Source organism: Mesorhizobium sp. BR1-1-13, assembly GCF_020165515.1.
In the GTDB taxonomy this organism is placed as follows: Bacteria; Pseudomonadota; Alphaproteobacteria; order Rhizobiales; family Rhizobiaceae; genus Mesorhizobium.
The window spans coordinates 1-15,061 of sequence record NZ_JAIUIH010000011.1 but is presented as its reverse complement, the minus strand read 5'-3'; the positions used below and the strand labels follow the sequence as shown (position 1 = coordinate 15,061).

Genomic DNA, 15,061 nt, shown 5'->3' with positions numbered 1-15,061 from the left:
ACGGCATCAGTGGCGAGACCCCCGCACTACGCGGCCGTCCGGCCCTGCATCGCCGATGTCGCGGGCTTGATGTTCAGGTTGACCCGGAAGACATTGGATGGGTCGTAGGTTCGCTTAACCTGGCTCAGCCGCTCGTAATTCGCGCCATAGCTCGCCTGCAAGCGCGCGTCCCCTTCATCGTCCATCATGAAGTTCACGTAGCCGCCCTCGCCATTATGGGGATGGACGTTCGCCCAGTAGTTCCGGGCCCACGCGGTCAGGTCGGCGGCTTTGCCCGGGTCGGGATCGATGGCGGCGATGACCATCGACCAGCTTGCGTCACGCGCGTTCCAGGCGGTCTCGTCCTTGCCGACGCGGCGGACGGCGCCGTCAATCGGGTATAGATGCATAAGCGACAATTCGCTGGGCGCCTGGGCGGCCTGTGCGATATGGGTCGCGATCGCTTCGTCGGGAAGCGCCTTGACGAAATCGCCCTTCCAGTACCATTGCAGGCCTTTCGGAAGGAGCGGGTCGAACAGCGACTGCATCGCCGGGAACGGCATTACGCCCATCCAGTTGAACATTGGCGGCGGCAAGGTGTCCAGCAGCGGCGCCATGGCCTTGCGCCCATCCTCCTCCGTGCCGTTGTAGCACGAGATGATGGCACAGGCGCGCTTGCCCCAATGCTCGCGCGGGAACGGATCGGTCGAAGGGACGGATTTCAGGCCGACGAAAGCGCCGAGGTCTTCCGGCGCTTTCGGCAGGTAGTCGCGATAGGTACGCATCACCGCCGGTGCGTGCCTGGCGTCCCAGAATACCGGACCGCCGAAGACCATGTTCACCGGATGAGCCTGGAACAGGAAGCTGGTCACCACGCCGAAATTGCCGCCGCCGCCCCGGAGTGCCCAGAACAGATCGGGATTCTCGCTTTTGCTGGCCTTCGCCATGCTGCCATCGGCCAGCACAAGATCGGCCTCGATCAGATTATCGATGGTGAGACCGTATTTGCGCGTGAGATAGCCCGTTCCTCCACCAAGGGTTAGACCTGCGACGCCCGTGGTCGAAACGATGCCGAACGGAACGGCGAGCGCGAAAGGATGGGTGGCGTGGTCCACGTCGCCCGAAGTGCAGCCGGGCGCGACCCTCACGGTCCGGGTTTTCGGGTCGACATGGACGCCTTTCATCATCGACAGGTCGATGACGAGACCGTTGTCGCAAATCCCCAATCCCGCGCCGTTGTGGCCGCCGCTGCGCACGGCGATGAGGAGGTCGTTTATGCGCGCGAACCTTACGGCGGTGATCACGTCGGCGACATCGACGCAGCGTGCAATCAGCGCCGGGCTCTTGTCGATCATGCCGTTGTAGACCTTGCGAGCCTCCTCATAGCCGGCTTCGCCGCGAAGGATCAGCTCTCCGCGCAAGCCTTCACGCAGTTTTGCATAGGTTTCGTCGGTCATCGGTTTCCTCCCTGATCGCGCCTGCGCCATATGGCTCGACGCGACGATTGATCTTGTTGCTTTGCTTGTGCCGTCCATCCGTCGGGTGCGCAGGATGGTGCAGGAGAGCACATTGCACCGATCCGGCTCCTCGCTGCTTCGCCCGAAAGGGCCAGTGGGGAAATGGCCCAGGAGAGCCATAGTGGGCAGGCGGAAGCCGTCATGGTAGCGAAGCGCGTCGCGCCGAAAGGGACCGATGCGGCGCGCTTCAGATCGTCGTTCTATGGGCACCTTTGGGCGACATGCATTATTCCACGATGCGGAAAATCTGCCAGAGGCTGGTGCCCGACACGACGTAAGGCTCGATCTCCTTGCCCCATTTGGCGTGCGCGTCGATCTTGCCGATCCTGGCGAAGAACTCTTCCAACTGGGCCAGGCTTTCGACCTGGTGGTGAGATTCGACCGTCCCCTCCCGCGCGCCGACCGAACCCGTCATGATCTGGAACTTCAGGTCGGCGACGCCGACCTGCGAACCGATCTCGGATTCCCATTTCCGCATGAGGTCGAGCACGGTCTGCTTGTGTCCGAACCTGGCATCGATCTGCCATCTGGCGCTGAACATTTTTTCCTCCTCCGAAGGTGCGGCTGATGCCGCGATTGATTACTCGTCCCAGGCCTGAACGACGGTCTGCCGTGCAATCCGCCCGCCCTTGAGTTCCAGCATCGCCGCGCAGAACACCTTGGTCCCGTCCGGGTAGGCGCAGGCCTGGGTGAAGGCGAGGTTGTCGCCATCGGCGATGGTGGTGTCGACCTTGTGGGTCATTGCCCGGCTGCAGATGTCGTCCCAGAACGTGCTGATCGCCGCTCGGCCGCGGATCTCGCGCGGCTTGCTCGGCGGATTGTTGCGGTCGACGACCCGCAACACCGCATCGTCGGCGTAAAAGCTCGACAGCATCTGTCCGTCGCGCCCTTCGATGGCTTTCTTGATTGCCGCGCCGTCAACGGTCTGTGTCTTGGTCAGCATTTTTATCCTCCATGGGCCTGTCTTCCCGATCGGGCGGTTGATGAGCAAAGTGCTGCCCGGCGGTCATCGCCGTGCAGCGATAGTGTCACTGCGACTTGGCCTTCACGGCCGCGAACACGTCGTCGGTCTGCTTCTTGAAGGCTGCGAGGTCGACCTGGCTGCCGTTGAGCATCGTCGACCAGTGGCGAACGATCGCCGCCATCGCCACCGCTTCCTTGATCTCCTCGTCGGTCGCGCCGTTGAGCTTGGCGGCCTCGGTGTGGAAGTAGACGCAGTATTGGCAAGGGATCTGCGAGGCGACGGCAAGTCCCATGAGTTCCTTGGTCTTGCCGTCGAGTGCGGTCTTGGGGTTGAGCTGCATCGACTTTATCTCGGCCCAGGCGCCGGCGACCGCCACGTCAGGCAAAGTCTTGAACATGTCCGGTACGGAGCCGAGCGTGGCCTCTATGTCCTTGTATGCTGCCGTCGCGGAGGCATCCTCGGCCCGCGCCGGAGCCAGGGCCAGCAAGGCGCCGGCGCCCGCCGCGATGACGAGCAATCTGGTCTTGCGACTTGATTCCACCATTTCATCCTCCCTTCGCAGTGCCGTCATGGCGATATCGCCTGGCCTGCATGCGGAAGAATTGATAGTCCCCGACGCCTTCGGCCGCTTCGCCCGAAAGCGCCATGGCCTTCATGGCCCGTGCGGGCCAGGGTTCCGTGCCGAAAACGCGGCCGCCGCCGCCCGCGATGGCAGGTCGAGCTTGAGCAATATGTTGGCGACGTGACGCTTGACCGTATGCTCGCTGAGGTTGAGCTCGGCAGCGATCGCGGCATTGCTTTTGCCGTCGGCGATCAGGCTCACCACCTCGCTTTCGCGCGCCGTCAGCACAGCCGGTTCGGCAGGCCTGGGCTTGGATCGGCAGGCGGGTTCCAGATGCTGCTCGGACGTCGCAAGGACAAGTGCCAGCGGCTCGTCCAATTCGTCCAGCGCGATGCGTCCGCCATCGATGAAATGGAGGCCTGAGCCGGTCGCCAGGTCGGCAACCAGCCGCGACGCCAGGATGTCGCCGCGGCTGGCATGGGCGGCAAGTTGTATGGCGACGCGTGCGGTCAGGCCGACCGGCGGTCCGCGCATCTCGATCTCGCCGACATGCACGCCCTGCGCGCTGGCCACGCCGATCTCCTGCGCCGCTTCGCGCAATGCGGCCGCGCAACGTATGGCGCGCGCCGGACCGTCGAAGCGCGAGACCATCAGTTCGCCATGCGTGCCCGCGGGCCGTCCGCCATGGCGCCCAACCAGCAGTCGCCAGGTCTCCTGGAAGCGCTGGCTGCGCTCGCTCCACATGCGGTCGCCGAGGCGCGCCGTGTCGTAGATACGCGTCACCAGCAATGCGGCGAGCACGCGTTCGCTGTCGGCCACGGCCGGCTCGCCGGTCAGGAATTCCTCGATCAGGTCGGCGACCCGGTCGACGTCACCGGTCCATACCGGGTGGTCGCGCCCGGGGATTTCGACAAGCCGGGCGTTCGGGATCTTCCGGGCGAGGAAGCGGCTGGCATCGGGATCGACGCGCGCGTCGTTGCGGCGGTGGATCAGCAGCGTTGGCGCGCTGATCGCCGAGAGTATGCCGCGCACGTCTATGCCGGCGTTCATGCGCGCCAGTGCCGCCGCCGCCGTCGGGCTTGCCGACAACCGTTCGAACCGCGACCACCAGGCGGCAAAGTGACTGTCCTCCACGCGCCCGGGCGCAAAATGCGGCAAGGTGGCGCCAGTGCCCCAGGCGGTTTCCGTCGTCGCGATGAATGCGTCCAGCCGTTCCGGCGGCATCACCCATCGGTGGAAATGGGCATAGCCGCCATAGAGCACCAGGGCGCGCGTCCGCTCCGGATAGGTAGCCGCGAACAGCATGGCCATCGGAGCGCCTTCCGAGGCGCCGAGCAGGGCCGCGCGGCCGCTGCCGGCGGCGTCCATCACCGCACGCACGTCGTCCATGCGCGTTTCGAGGCTGGGGAGGTGGTTGGCATCGACGCGGTCGGACAGGCCGGTGCCGCGCTTGTCGAACAGGATCAGCCTTGAGAAGGCGGAAAGCCGTTTCAGCAGCCTGCTATAGCCTTCATCTTCCCAATGCAGATCGAGGTTGGAGATGAAGCCCGGCACGAAGACGAGATCGAACGCGCCCTGGCCGACCACCTGATAGGCGATCCGCACGTCGCCGCTACGGGCATATCGGGTCTCGATCGGCCTCACGAGTTGTTCCGCCCGGCCTGACGATTTCGGATCGCCGACCATAGCAGAGCTGCGTCGCTTGCGGCAGCTTAAACTTTAGCGGAAGGAAATATAAGCGGACGCGAACCAATGGCTATTTTTGCGAGGCGGCTACGTCGCCTGGGGGAAGCTTGAGCCCGAGCTTCAGATCAGCTTCGGCGGGCGTGACCGGCCGCTTGATCCTGGTCGAGGCAGCCACGACGAGTTCATCGAAGCCATCGCCGCCGCTGTCCAACATCTCGAAGAACTGACGCCGCATCCTCGGTTCCCAGAATTTGTTGATATGCTCGGCCACGCCGGCCACGCCTTCTTCGCGCGGCCTGGAGTGGAAAAAGGCCGCGATCTGGTTGGCCATCCGCACCAGCTTCTCGCCGGTGCTCATGATATGGTCTTCGTCATGCGACATGCTTGGCAGCTCCGGTAGCCACCCGGTCGGGGTGGGTGAAAATATCGAAATCGTGGCCGCGAACCAACGCCACCAGCGTCATGCCGGCCTCTTCGGCGGTGCGGATGGCAAGCGCGGTCGGCGCCGACACGGCGATGATGAAGGCCGAGCCGATCGCCGCCGTCTTCTGCACCATCTCGACGGAGACGCGCGACGTCACCACCACCGCGCCGGTCGCGCCGTCGATGCCGGCCTTGGCCAATGCGCCGGCCAGCTTGTCCAGTGCGTTGTGACGGCCGACATCCTCGCGCGCAATGACGGTGCCCTTGCCGGGAATATAGAAGCCGGCGGCGTGCACCGCGCCCGTCTCGCTGTGCAGCGGCTGCATCTTGGCGAGAAGCTTGACGGAACGGACGATGTCGCCGGCATCAAGCGTAAGCTTAGGCGCACCAACCGTATCGACCGAGCGCATCGCTTCCTCGATGGATTCGATGCCGCAGAGCCCGCAGCCGACCGGTCCGGCGAGCCTGCGCCGCCGCGCCTCGAAGCGCGTGTTGGCCTGGTCCTTCAGTCGAATCTGGATGTCGATGCCGGCGCCGAGATCCTCGACCTCGATCGCCTCGATTTCGTCGGGTGAAGCGATGATGCCTTCGGTCAGCGAGAAACCGAGCGCGAAATCCTTCAAATCGGCCGGGCTCGCCATCATCACCGCGTGCGTCGTGCCGGCAAAGGAGAACGCCACCGGCGTCTCCTCCGGTACCATACGGGTTGCCGAAATTGTGCCGGACGCGCGTCTGGCAATACGGCTGGCCGGCGTAGTGGCAGGCGGACGAGGCAACATCAGCTATCCTCCTTCGCGGTAAGCTCTTCGGAAGAAAGCTTCTTCGTCCTGTGAAAGACCCAACCGCTCACGGTTCCCGGCGCAATGCTCAATAGTGCTGCTGCTAAATGATCATGTCGGGGGAACGGCGGCAACAGCTGGCCCATCACTTCAAATCCGAAGAAGGCAACTGCGACACCAAACAAAATAGCCGCGTATTTGGCAGCAGTTCCATTCAATTGCTTATAGGCGCTCTGGAAATACGCGAACGGCACCACCGATATCACAATCGCGAAAAAGAAGACGATGAACGGCAACAGGAACACGCCGGCGAGCAGTCCGTCCCGAAATGGATCCAACGAGAAACCTTTTCCAGCGATCAGGTCTTTCGATATCGAAACCGCCAAAAACTCCAACGGAATTACCACTGAAGCGGTAAGGACAGCGAGCAGATAGGCAGGCAAGGCATACATTGCGACCTTGCCTCCTACTCCGCCGCTTCCAGCGGAGCGATGCGACGGCTCTGGCGAGCCTGCTCGTCATAGTCGCGCTGCCATTCCGACGGCCCGTTGGAGGCACCGACCTGCACCGCCGTCACCTTATATTCCGGACAGTTGGTCGCCCAGTCCGAAAAGTCCGTGGTGATGACGTTGGCCTGCGTGTCGGGATGGTGGAAGGTCGTGTAGACCACGCCCGGTGACACCCTGTCGGTGACCTGCGCGCGCAGCGTCGTCTCGCCGGAGCGGCTGGTCAGCCGCACCCAGTCGCCGTCGCGCAGGCCACGGTTCTCGGCGTCGTGCGGATGGATCTCCAGCCGGTCCTCGGAGTGCCACATGATATTATCAGTGCGCCGCGTTTGCGCGCCGACATTGTACTGCGACAGGATCCGGCCGGTGGTCAAAAGCAGCGGGAAGCGCGGCCCGGTTCGCTCGTCCGTCGCCACATATTCGGTGCGGATGAACTTGCCCTTGCCGCGCACGAAGCCGTCTACATGCATGATCGGGGTGCCGAGCGGCGCCTTCTCATTGCAGGGCCATTGCACCGACCCGACGCGGTCGAGCAACTCGAACGAGACGCCGGCGAAGCTCGGCGTCGTCTTGGCGATCTCGTCCATGATCTCGGAGGGGTGCGTATAGTTCCAGTCGAGCCCGATGGCGCGGGCAAGCTCCTGCGTCGCTTCCCAGTCGGCGTAGCGCGCCTTCGGTTCCAGCACCTTGCGCACCATGTTGATACGGCGCTCGGCATTGGTGAAGGTGCCGTCCTTCTCGAGGAAGGTCGAGCCCGGCAGGAACACATGCGCGTAGTTCGCCGTCTCGTTGAGGAAGAGATCGTGCACGACCACGCATTCCATCGCGGCCAGACCGGCGGCGACATGCTTGGTGTCGGGATCGGACTGCAGGATGTCCTCGCCCTGGATGTAGATGCCCTTGAAGGAGCCGTCGACGGCTGCATCCAGCATGTTGGGGATGCGCAGCCCCGGTTCGTCGTCCAGCTTCACGCCCCACAGGCTTTCATAGATGTCGCGCACCGCGTCGCCCGAAATATGGCGATAGCCCGGCAGTTCGTGCGGGAAGGAGCCCATGTCGCACGAGCCCTGCACATTGTTCTGGCCGCGCAGCGGGTTCACCCCGACGCCCGGGCGGCCGATATTGCCGGTGGCCATGGCGAGATTGGCAATCGCCATCACCGTGGTCGAGCCCTGGCTGTGCTCGGTGACGCCGAGGCCATAGTAGATCGCGCCGTTGCCGCCCTTGGAGTAGAGACGTGCCGCACCGCGGATCAGTTCGGGATCGACGCCCGACAGCTTGCCGACGGTTTCGGGGCTGTTCTCCGGCAGGGCGACGAAGGACGCCCAGTCCTGGAATTCCGTCCAGTCGCAGCGCTCGCGGATGAAGGCCTCGTCGAACAGGCCTTCGGTGACGATGACATGTGCCAGCGCCGTCAGCACGGCGACATTGGTGCCGGGCTTCAGCGGCAGGTGGTAGTCGGCTTCGATATGCGCCGACTTGACCATCTCGGTGCGGCGCGGGTCGAGCACGATCAGCTTGGCGCCTTCGCGCAGCCGCTTCTTCAGCCGCGAGGCGAAAACCGGGTGTGCGGAAGCCGGATTGGCGCCGATGATGACGGCGACGTCGGTGAATTCGACGGAATCGAAATCCTGCGTGCCGGCCGAGGTGCCATAGGTCTGGCCGAGCCCGTAGCCGGTCGGCGAATGGCAGACGCGCGCGCAGGTGTCGACATTGTTGTTGCGGAAGCCCTGGCGCACCAGCTTCTGGACGAGATAGGTCTCCTCATTGGTGCAGCGCGACGAGGTGATGCCGCCGATCGCGGTGCGTCCGTACTGGTACTGGATGCGGCGGAACTCCTTGGCCGTGTGGGCGATCGCCTCTTCCCAGCTCACCTCGCGCCACGGATCGCTGACCTTCTCGCGGATCATCGGCGACAGGATGCGGTCCTTGTGGGTGGCGTAGCCATAAGCGAAGCGGCCCTTCACGCACGAATGGCCGTGATTGGCCTTGCCCTCCTTGTAGGGCATCATGCGGAGGACCTCGTCGTCCTTCACTTCGGCCTTGAACGAGCAGCCGACGCCGCAATAGGCGCAGGTGGTCACGGCCGAGCGTTCCGGCAGGCCCTTGGCGAGCACTGTCTTCTCGCGCAGCGCATCGGTCGGGCAGGCCTGCACGCAGGCGCCGCAGGACACGCATTCGGAAGCGATGAAATCCTCATGCATGCCGGCGACCATGCGCGATTCGAAGCCGCGGCCCTCGATCGTCAGCGCAAACGTACCCTGCACCTCTTCGCATGCCCGCACGCAACGCGAACAGACGATGCATTGCGCCGGATCATAGGTGAAATACGGGTTGGATTCGTCACGCGCGATGTAGTCGACGGCCAGCGAGCCGTGGCCGGGCGCGACGCCATCCTCCTTGACGTGGTTGCGGCCTTCGACGCCGTAGCGGTTCTCGGTCAGGCCGACCGACTTCGCCACCGCGTCGAACTCGCTGGCGCCGGTGCCGGCCTTCTGGTCCCAGCCCACCGGATGGTCGGAGACATAGAGCTCCATGACGCCGCGGCGAATGGCGTCGAGCCGTTCCGAATGCGTGCGCACCACCATGCCTTCGCCGACGGGGGTCGTGCAGGACGCCGGCGTGCCGCCGCGGCCATCGATCTCGACCAGGCAGACGCGGCAGGAGCCGAAGGAGTCCAGCATGTCCGTAGCGCACAGCTTCGGGATCTCGACGCCGCCCTCCATCGCGGCGCGCATGATCGACGTGCCTTCCGGCACGGTGATGCTGCGGCCGTCGACGGTCAGCGTGATCCGCTTCTCAGCCTTCGATTGCGGAGTTCCGTAGTCGATCTCTTCGATGAGCGTCGGGAAGTCGGCCTTGATGTTCATCTGCCAGCTCCTATTCAGCAGCCACGCGCGCCGGTGCGGGCTTGAAATCCTCGGGGAAATGCGTGATCGAGCTCATCACCGGGTAAGGCGTGAAGCCGCCCAGCGCGCAGAGCGATCCGAACTTCATCGTGTTGCAGAGATCGGTGACCAGGGCGAGGTTCTTCTCCGGCTCGATGCCGGCGGCGAGCCTGTCGATGGTCTCCACCCCGCGCGTCGAGCCGATGCGGCAGGGCGTGCACTTGCCGCAGCTTTCGATGGCGCAGAACTCCATGGCGAAGCGCGCCTGCTTCAGCATGTCGGCGGTGTCGTCGAACACGGTGATGCCGGCATGGCCGATCAGTCCATCGCGTTTGGCGAATTCCTCATAATCGAACGGCGTGTCGAACAAAGCGCGCGGAAAATAGGCGCCGAGCGGACCGCCGACCTGCACCGCCTTCACCGGCCGGCCGGTGGCCGTGCCGCCGCCGATATCGTCGACGATTTCGCCCAGTGTCATGCCGAACGCCGCCTCGAACAGGCCGCCACGCTTGACGTTGCCGGCGATCTGGATCGGGATCGTGCCGCGCGAGCGGCCCATGCCGAAATTCTTGTAGTAGGCGGCACCCTTGTCCATGATGACAGGCACCGAAGCCAGCGAGATGACGTTGTTGATCACTGTCGGCTTGCCAAAAAGGCCCTGGATTGCCGGCAGCGGCGGCTTGGCGCGCACCACGCCGCGTTTGCCTTCCAGACTGTTCAGAAGCGAGGTCTCCTCGCCGCAGACATAGGCGCCCGCGCCGAGGCGGATCTCCATGTCGAAGGCATTGGGCGAACTGAGCACGTTGACGCCGAGCACGCCGGCCTTGCGGGCGACCTCGACGGCCTTGTTCATGACCGCCACCGCATGCGGATATTCCGAGCGGATGTAGACGAACCCCTTGGTCGCGCCGGTGGCGATGCCGGCGATCGCCATGCCTTCGATCAGCACGAAGGGATCGCCCTCCATGATCATGCGGTCGGCGAAGGTGGCGCTGTCGCCCTCGTCGGCGTTGCAGACGATGTATTTGCGCTCGGATGTCGTATCGAGCACGGTCTTCCATTTGATGCCGGTCGGGAAGCCGGCGCCGCCGCGGCCGCGCAGGCCGGACTCCGTAACCTGGCTGACAATCTCGGCCGGCGCCATGGCCACCGCGTTCTGTAGGCCCTTCAGCCCGCCAAGCGACTTATAGGCGTCGAGTGACAGCGGGTCGTTGATGCCGCAGCGCGCGAAGGTCAGACGGGTCTGCTTGGCCAGGAACGGGATCTTGTCCGGCGCGCCCAACCAGCGCTTGTGATGGCCGCCGGTGAGAAAGCCGCTGTCGAACAAGCTCCTGACGTCGGACGGCTTCACCGGCCCGTAGGCGACGCGGCCGTTTGCTGTGGCGACCTCGACCATAGGCTCTAGGAAATAGGCGCCGCGCGAACCATTGCGGACGATCTTGGCCTCAACGCCGCGCTCGGCGAGTTCAGCGCGAACAGCCTTGGCGACCCTTTCGGCACCGAGCGCCAGCGCGCCGGAATCGCCGGGAATGTAGATGCGCGGGATCATGAGCGCACCTCCGCGACGATCTCTTCGATCTTCTCGTTGTCGAGCCGCCCGATCACCTCGCCATCGAGCATCGCCGAGGGCGAACAGGCGCACAGTCCCAAGCAATAAACCGGCTCCAGGGTCACCGAACCGTCTTTCGCCGTCTCGTGGAAATCAATGCCGAGCAATTGCTTGATCCTGGCGGCTACCGCATCGGAACCCATCGACTGGCAAGCTTCGGCCTGGCAGAGCTTGAGCACATGCCGGCCTGCCGGGCGGGCACGGAAATCGTGATAGAAGGTGACGACGCCGTGCACCTCTGCTCTGGAAAGGTTCAGCCCGTCGGCAATGACCGGGAGTGCTGCCTGCGGCACATGGCCGAACTCTTCCTGGATGCCGTGGAGGATCGGCAGCAGCGGACCTTCGAGGTCTTTCAGATCCTGGATGATCGCGGCCGTGCGCGATGCGATCTCGGTACTTGCAGGCTGCATCGTCACGCAGCGCCCTCCCTGGTCGGTGGCTTTATCGCTAAGTCTTTACAAAATCAGGAGAAACCCCCGAAATCAATAAAGCTGATCCGTCGCTCGATAGAAATTTTCTATCGAGCTCCAGCACCTGCATTTCCTAACCTAGCGGTGGGTGCGGAAATCGTCTGCGAGCGCCATCGCCTCGTCCAGCAGCGCCGAAACCAGCGGCGTGTGCGGTTCGCGCAGCGCGGCCACCAGCCCGACCGTGTGGCTGGCGTCCGGCTCGACGATCGGGATGGCCCGGATAGGCTCGGAAAAGCCGAACGTTTCCGTGAGGTTGAGAGGCATGATCGAGGACCATTTGCCGGTGCGGATATGCGAGAACAGCACGATCATCGAATTGGATTCCAGCGTCGGCCGCACCTCGACGCCGGCCTCGGCCAGGTGCTGGTCGATGATGCGGCGGTTCTGCATGTCTGGGGTCAGCAGGCAGAGCGGCAGGTGGCTGATCTCGGCCCATGTCACTTTGTCGCGGTCGGAATAGGGGTTTCCGATGGCGGTGATCAGCTGATAGCGCTCATCGTAGAGTGGTACGCTGGTCACTCGTCCGAGCGGCTCGTTGTCGAGATAGGTGATGCCGGCATCTATATCGAAATTGCCGAGCAGCGACAGCACTTCGATCGAGGTCCGGGACAATACCGAGAAGGTGACGCCGGGGTGTTTTTCGCGGAATGGCGTCGTCAGCCGCGCCACCATGGCGAGCGCGGTGGGAATGGCGGCGATGCGGATACGTCCCGACAAGCCGTGCCGCGCCGCCCGCATCTCCTCGCGCATGGTCCTGGTATCGCCGACGATACGGCGTGCCCACACCAGCACCTGCTTGCCCTCCGGGGTCAGGCCCAGGAAGCGCGAGCCGCGCAGGACCAGCATTACACCCAGCTGACCTTCAAGTTGCTTGATGCCGGCCGACAAGGTGGGCTGGGTGACGCCGCACACTTCCGCCGCCCGGCCGAAATGCTCTTCCTTGGCAAGCGCGATGAAAAATTCCAGCTTGTCGATCATGTCTGAAGCTAACCGCCCCCGCCGCACCGCGCCAGAGGGCTGCCGCCAACTGCGATGTCGATCGCCCCAAGCCGATGCTTGATCGCAGAAACCTATCGGTCGACGAGATTGAGGATGTTGCCATCCGGATCCTTGAACCAGGCGACCTTCATGCCCTGGCCGACATGGATGTCGCCTTCCAGGCTCAGGCCGGGCATCTCGTAGTGCTCGAAGGCAACGCCCTTCGATTTCAGCCCGCTGACGACGGTGTCGATCTCATCGCCGACCGTCCACGTCACCGCCGTCGCCTTGTTGGTTCCGGCGAACTGAGAGCGATAGACATTGATCGTGGTGTCGCCGCTTTTGTACACGATCAGTTCGCCACCCTCGTCATGCACCTGTTTCAGGCCGAGCGTCCCCTCATAGAAAGCCTTTGCCTTCGCCAGGTCTTTCACCGCGAGGTTGGCCGTTGCGTTGCTGTTTGCAAGCATGATCGTTTCTCCTTCGCTGCTTGTCGTCCCCGGCGTCTCCTTGGAAATAGGTCGAGCCGGTCGCTTGACGAGCCCCGCTTTGCCGGCGGCCAGCCAATTGCGAGCGGTGCCTGCAATTGGCTGCATCCACATCTTTCAGCCGGCTTACTGTTCCCCCTGGGCGCATGCGGCGCTATGTGGATGGAACTGGTGCGCCGGGAGGGACGAACATGCTGGGCTGGTTCCGCAAGCTGTTGCCGCGCGAAGATCGCTTCTTCGACCTGTTCGAGCGGCATTCCCGCACGGTGGTCGGCGGCGCGGAGGCCCTGCAGGAGCTCCTCCTGGGCAAGGACATCGAGCATTGGTGCCAGAAGATCGTCGATCTCGAGGACGAGGCCGACCATATCACCGCCGAAGTCCTGCTTGCCGTGCGGCGCTCATTCATCACGCCTTTCGACCGCGGCGATATCAAGGACCTGATCCAGTCGATGGATGACGCCATCGACATGATGCACAAGACCGTCAAGACGGTGCGGCTGTTCGAGAAGAGGGAATTCGATCCGCTGATGCAGGAAATGGGCGCCGTCATTGTCGATGCCGCCAGGCTCGTCGCCGAGGCGATCCCGCTGCTGGCCAAGGTCGGCGCCAACAGCGCGCGCCTGAATGAACTCGCCGAGGAAGTCATGCGTGCCGAAGGCCGGGCCGACGATCTGCATGAGCAGGGCCTGAAGGATCTCTTCAGGCGGCACGGCCGCAGCGACGCGATGGCCTATCTGATCGGCTCGGAGATCTATGGCCAATTGGAGAAGGTGGTCGACCGCTTCGAGGACGTCGCCAACGAGATCAGCGGCATCGTCATCGAGAACGTCTAGGCGATGGAAGTCGCGATCGCCTTTCCCTTGCTGGTCGGCCTCGTCGCCGTCGCGCTGTTCTTCGATTTCCTCAACGGCCTGCACGACGCCGCCAACTCGATCGCCACCATTGTCTCGACCCGGGTGCTGAGACCGCATTACGCGGTGTTCTGGGCGGCCTTCTTCAATTTCATCGCCTTCATGTTCTTTGGCCTTCATGTCGCCGAAACCGTGGGCAAGGGTATCATCGATGCAAGCATCGTCACCCCGGCGGTGATCTTCGCCGCCCTGGTCGGCGCCATCGTCTGGAACATCGTCACCTGGATCGCCGGCATCCCGTCGAGCAGTTCGCATGCGTTGATCGGCGGATTGGTGGGAGCAGGCGTCGCAAAGGCCGGGACGGGTGCCATCGTCTGGGCGGGGCTCGGCAAGACGGTCGCCGCCATCGTTCTGTCGCCGGCGACGGGCTTTGTCCTGGCGCTTCTCCTGATCCTGGTGGTTTCCTGGCTTTTCGTGCGCCAGACGCCGTTCGCCGTCGACAGCACCTTCCGTGTCATGCAGTTCTTTTCCGCATCCCTCTATTCGCTCGGTCATGGCGGCAACGATGCGCAAAAGACCATGGGCATCATCGCCGTGCTGCTCTATTCCCAAGGCATGCTCGGAACGGATTTCTACGTGCCGCTCTGGGTGGTCCTGACTTGCCAGTCGGCATTGGCGCTGGGCACGCTGTTCGGCGGTTGGCGCATCGTCCACACGATGGGTTCCAAGATCACCAGGCTCAACCCGATGCAGGGATTCTGCGCCGAGACCGGCGGCGCCATCACCCTCTTCGCCGCGACATGGCTCGGTGTTCCGGTTTCGACCACGCACACCATCACCGGCGCCATCATAGGCGTCGGCGCCGCCCGCCGTGTCTCGGCGGTTCGCTGGGGCATAGCCGGCAACATCGTCATCGCATGGGTCGTCACCTTGCCGGCGACGGCGGCGATTTCGGCACTGACCTATCTGGCGGTTCGCCTGGCAGGCTGACGTCGCGGCCTGGCGCTTGGAGCCGCCGGCGATCTGCACTATGTGAACAGCAGCCGAACGTCAGGGAAACATCAGCCATGTCCGTTACCAAGGAAACCGTCATCGAGCGCCTGAAAACGGTCAATGGCCCCGATTTCACCGGCAACATCGTCGACCTCGGCATGGTTTCCGAGATTTTCATCGCCGATGCGAAAGTGTTCTTCTCGATCACCGTTCCGGCCGCCAGGGCGCAGGAGATGGAGCCGCTGCGCACCGCGGCCGAGCGTGTCGTGAAGGCTATTCCAGGGGTCGCCGGCGCCGTCGTCGCCTTGACGGCGGAGAAGAAGGGCGGCGGCATGGAGGCGCCTGTCGCAGCGCGCCCGGCGCCCCGC

Annotated in this window: 16 protein-coding genes; 3 read left to right on the top strand and 13 right to left on the bottom strand. The window is 63.9% G+C overall.

Annotation, left to right across the window (positions count from 1 at the left end; genetic code table 11):
- Positions 1–26 precede the first annotated feature (26 nt).
- From LB533_RS22725 to LB533_RS22665, 13 genes are all read right to left on the bottom strand, one after another.
- A complete protein-coding gene (locus LB533_RS22725; RefSeq protein WP_140640113.1) occupies positions 27–1,436 on the bottom strand; it encodes an FAD-binding oxidoreductase in 1,410 nt (469 codons plus the stop codon).
- A gap of 286 nt (positions 1,437–1,722) precedes the next feature.
- Positions 1,723–2,037 carry a hypothetical protein gene (locus tag LB533_RS22720; protein WP_140640111.1) on the bottom strand — a complete coding sequence of 105 codons (315 nt, stop codon included), beginning with the start codon at positions 2,035–2,037 and terminating at the stop codon, positions 1,723–1,725.
- Positions 2,038–2,076: 39 nt separating this feature from the next.
- Positions 2,077–2,439, bottom strand: a complete 363-nt coding sequence (locus LB533_RS22715; RefSeq protein ID WP_140497301.1) for a nuclear transport factor 2 family protein — start codon at positions 2,437–2,439, stop codon at positions 2,077–2,079.
- A gap of 85 nt (positions 2,440–2,524) precedes the next feature.
- The gene (locus LB533_RS22710; protein WP_140640109.1) at positions 2,525–3,004 is read right to left on the bottom strand and encodes a carboxymuconolactone decarboxylase family protein; all 480 of its coding nucleotides are present in this window, start codon (positions 3,002–3,004) and stop codon (positions 2,525–2,527) included.
- 108 nt (positions 3,005–3,112) lie between these two features.
- Entirely contained in the window at positions 3,113–4,666 is a 1,554-nt protein-coding gene (locus LB533_RS22705) for an alpha/beta fold hydrolase (protein WP_140640108.1), read from the bottom strand.
- A gap of 112 nt (positions 4,667–4,778) precedes the next feature.
- The gene (locus LB533_RS22700) at positions 4,779–5,090 is read right to left on the bottom strand and encodes a formate dehydrogenase subunit delta (RefSeq protein ID WP_140640106.1); all 312 of its coding nucleotides are present in this window, start codon (positions 5,088–5,090) and stop codon (positions 4,779–4,781) included.
- Complete coding sequence (gene fdhD, locus LB533_RS22695; protein WP_224678263.1) at positions 5,080–5,910, bottom strand: formate dehydrogenase accessory sulfurtransferase FdhD; 831 nt, start codon at positions 5,908–5,910, stop codon at positions 5,080–5,082. The genes LB533_RS22700 and fdhD overlap by 11 nt, the downstream gene beginning before the upstream one ends.
- A complete protein-coding gene (locus LB533_RS22690; protein WP_140640102.1) occupies positions 5,910–6,362 on the bottom strand; it encodes a hypothetical protein in 453 nt (150 codons plus the stop codon). The genes fdhD and LB533_RS22690 overlap by 1 nt, the downstream gene beginning before the upstream one ends.
- 14 nt (positions 6,363–6,376) lie before the next feature.
- Positions 6,377–9,286 (bottom strand): formate dehydrogenase subunit alpha, encoded by a 2,910-nt coding sequence (gene fdhF, locus LB533_RS22685; RefSeq protein WP_140640100.1) that lies wholly within the window; start codon positions 9,284–9,286, stop codon positions 6,377–6,379.
- A gap of 10 nt (positions 9,287–9,296) precedes the next feature.
- Entirely contained in the window at positions 9,297–10,853 is a 1,557-nt protein-coding gene (locus LB533_RS22680) for a formate dehydrogenase beta subunit (protein ID WP_140640098.1), read from the bottom strand.
- Positions 10,850–11,329, bottom strand: coding sequence for a formate dehydrogenase subunit gamma (locus LB533_RS22675; RefSeq protein ID WP_140640096.1), 480 nt, complete (start codon positions 11,327–11,329; stop codon positions 10,850–10,852). Before LB533_RS22675 ends, LB533_RS22680 begins: the two co-directional genes overlap by 4 nt.
- Before the next feature lie 132 nt (positions 11,330–11,461).
- Positions 11,462–12,361, bottom strand: a complete 900-nt coding sequence (locus LB533_RS22670; RefSeq protein ID WP_140640094.1) for a LysR family transcriptional regulator — start codon at positions 12,359–12,361, stop codon at positions 11,462–11,464.
- A gap of 92 nt (positions 12,362–12,453) precedes the next feature.
- A complete protein-coding gene (locus LB533_RS22665) occupies positions 12,454–12,831 on the bottom strand; it encodes a VOC family protein (protein ID WP_140640092.1) in 378 nt (125 codons plus the stop codon).
- A 209-nt stretch (positions 12,832–13,040) separates the two neighbouring features.
- Between LB533_RS22665 and LB533_RS22660 the strand changes: the two genes are divergently transcribed.
- The 3 genes from LB533_RS22660 to LB533_RS22650 all read left to right on the top strand — a co-directional run.
- Positions 13,041–13,682 carry a DUF47 domain-containing protein gene (locus tag LB533_RS22660; protein ID WP_224678262.1) on the top strand — a complete coding sequence of 214 codons (642 nt, stop codon included), beginning with the start codon at positions 13,041–13,043 and terminating at the stop codon, positions 13,680–13,682.
- Positions 13,683–13,685: 3 nt separating this feature from the next.
- Complete coding sequence (locus tag LB533_RS22655; protein WP_140497030.1) at positions 13,686–14,690, top strand: inorganic phosphate transporter; 1,005 nt, start codon at positions 13,686–13,688, stop codon at positions 14,688–14,690.
- Between the two features lie 77 nt (positions 14,691–14,767).
- The coding region (locus tag LB533_RS22650) for an iron-sulfur cluster assembly protein (protein WP_224678261.1) at positions 14,768–15,061 on the top strand (294 nt) is incomplete at its 3' end.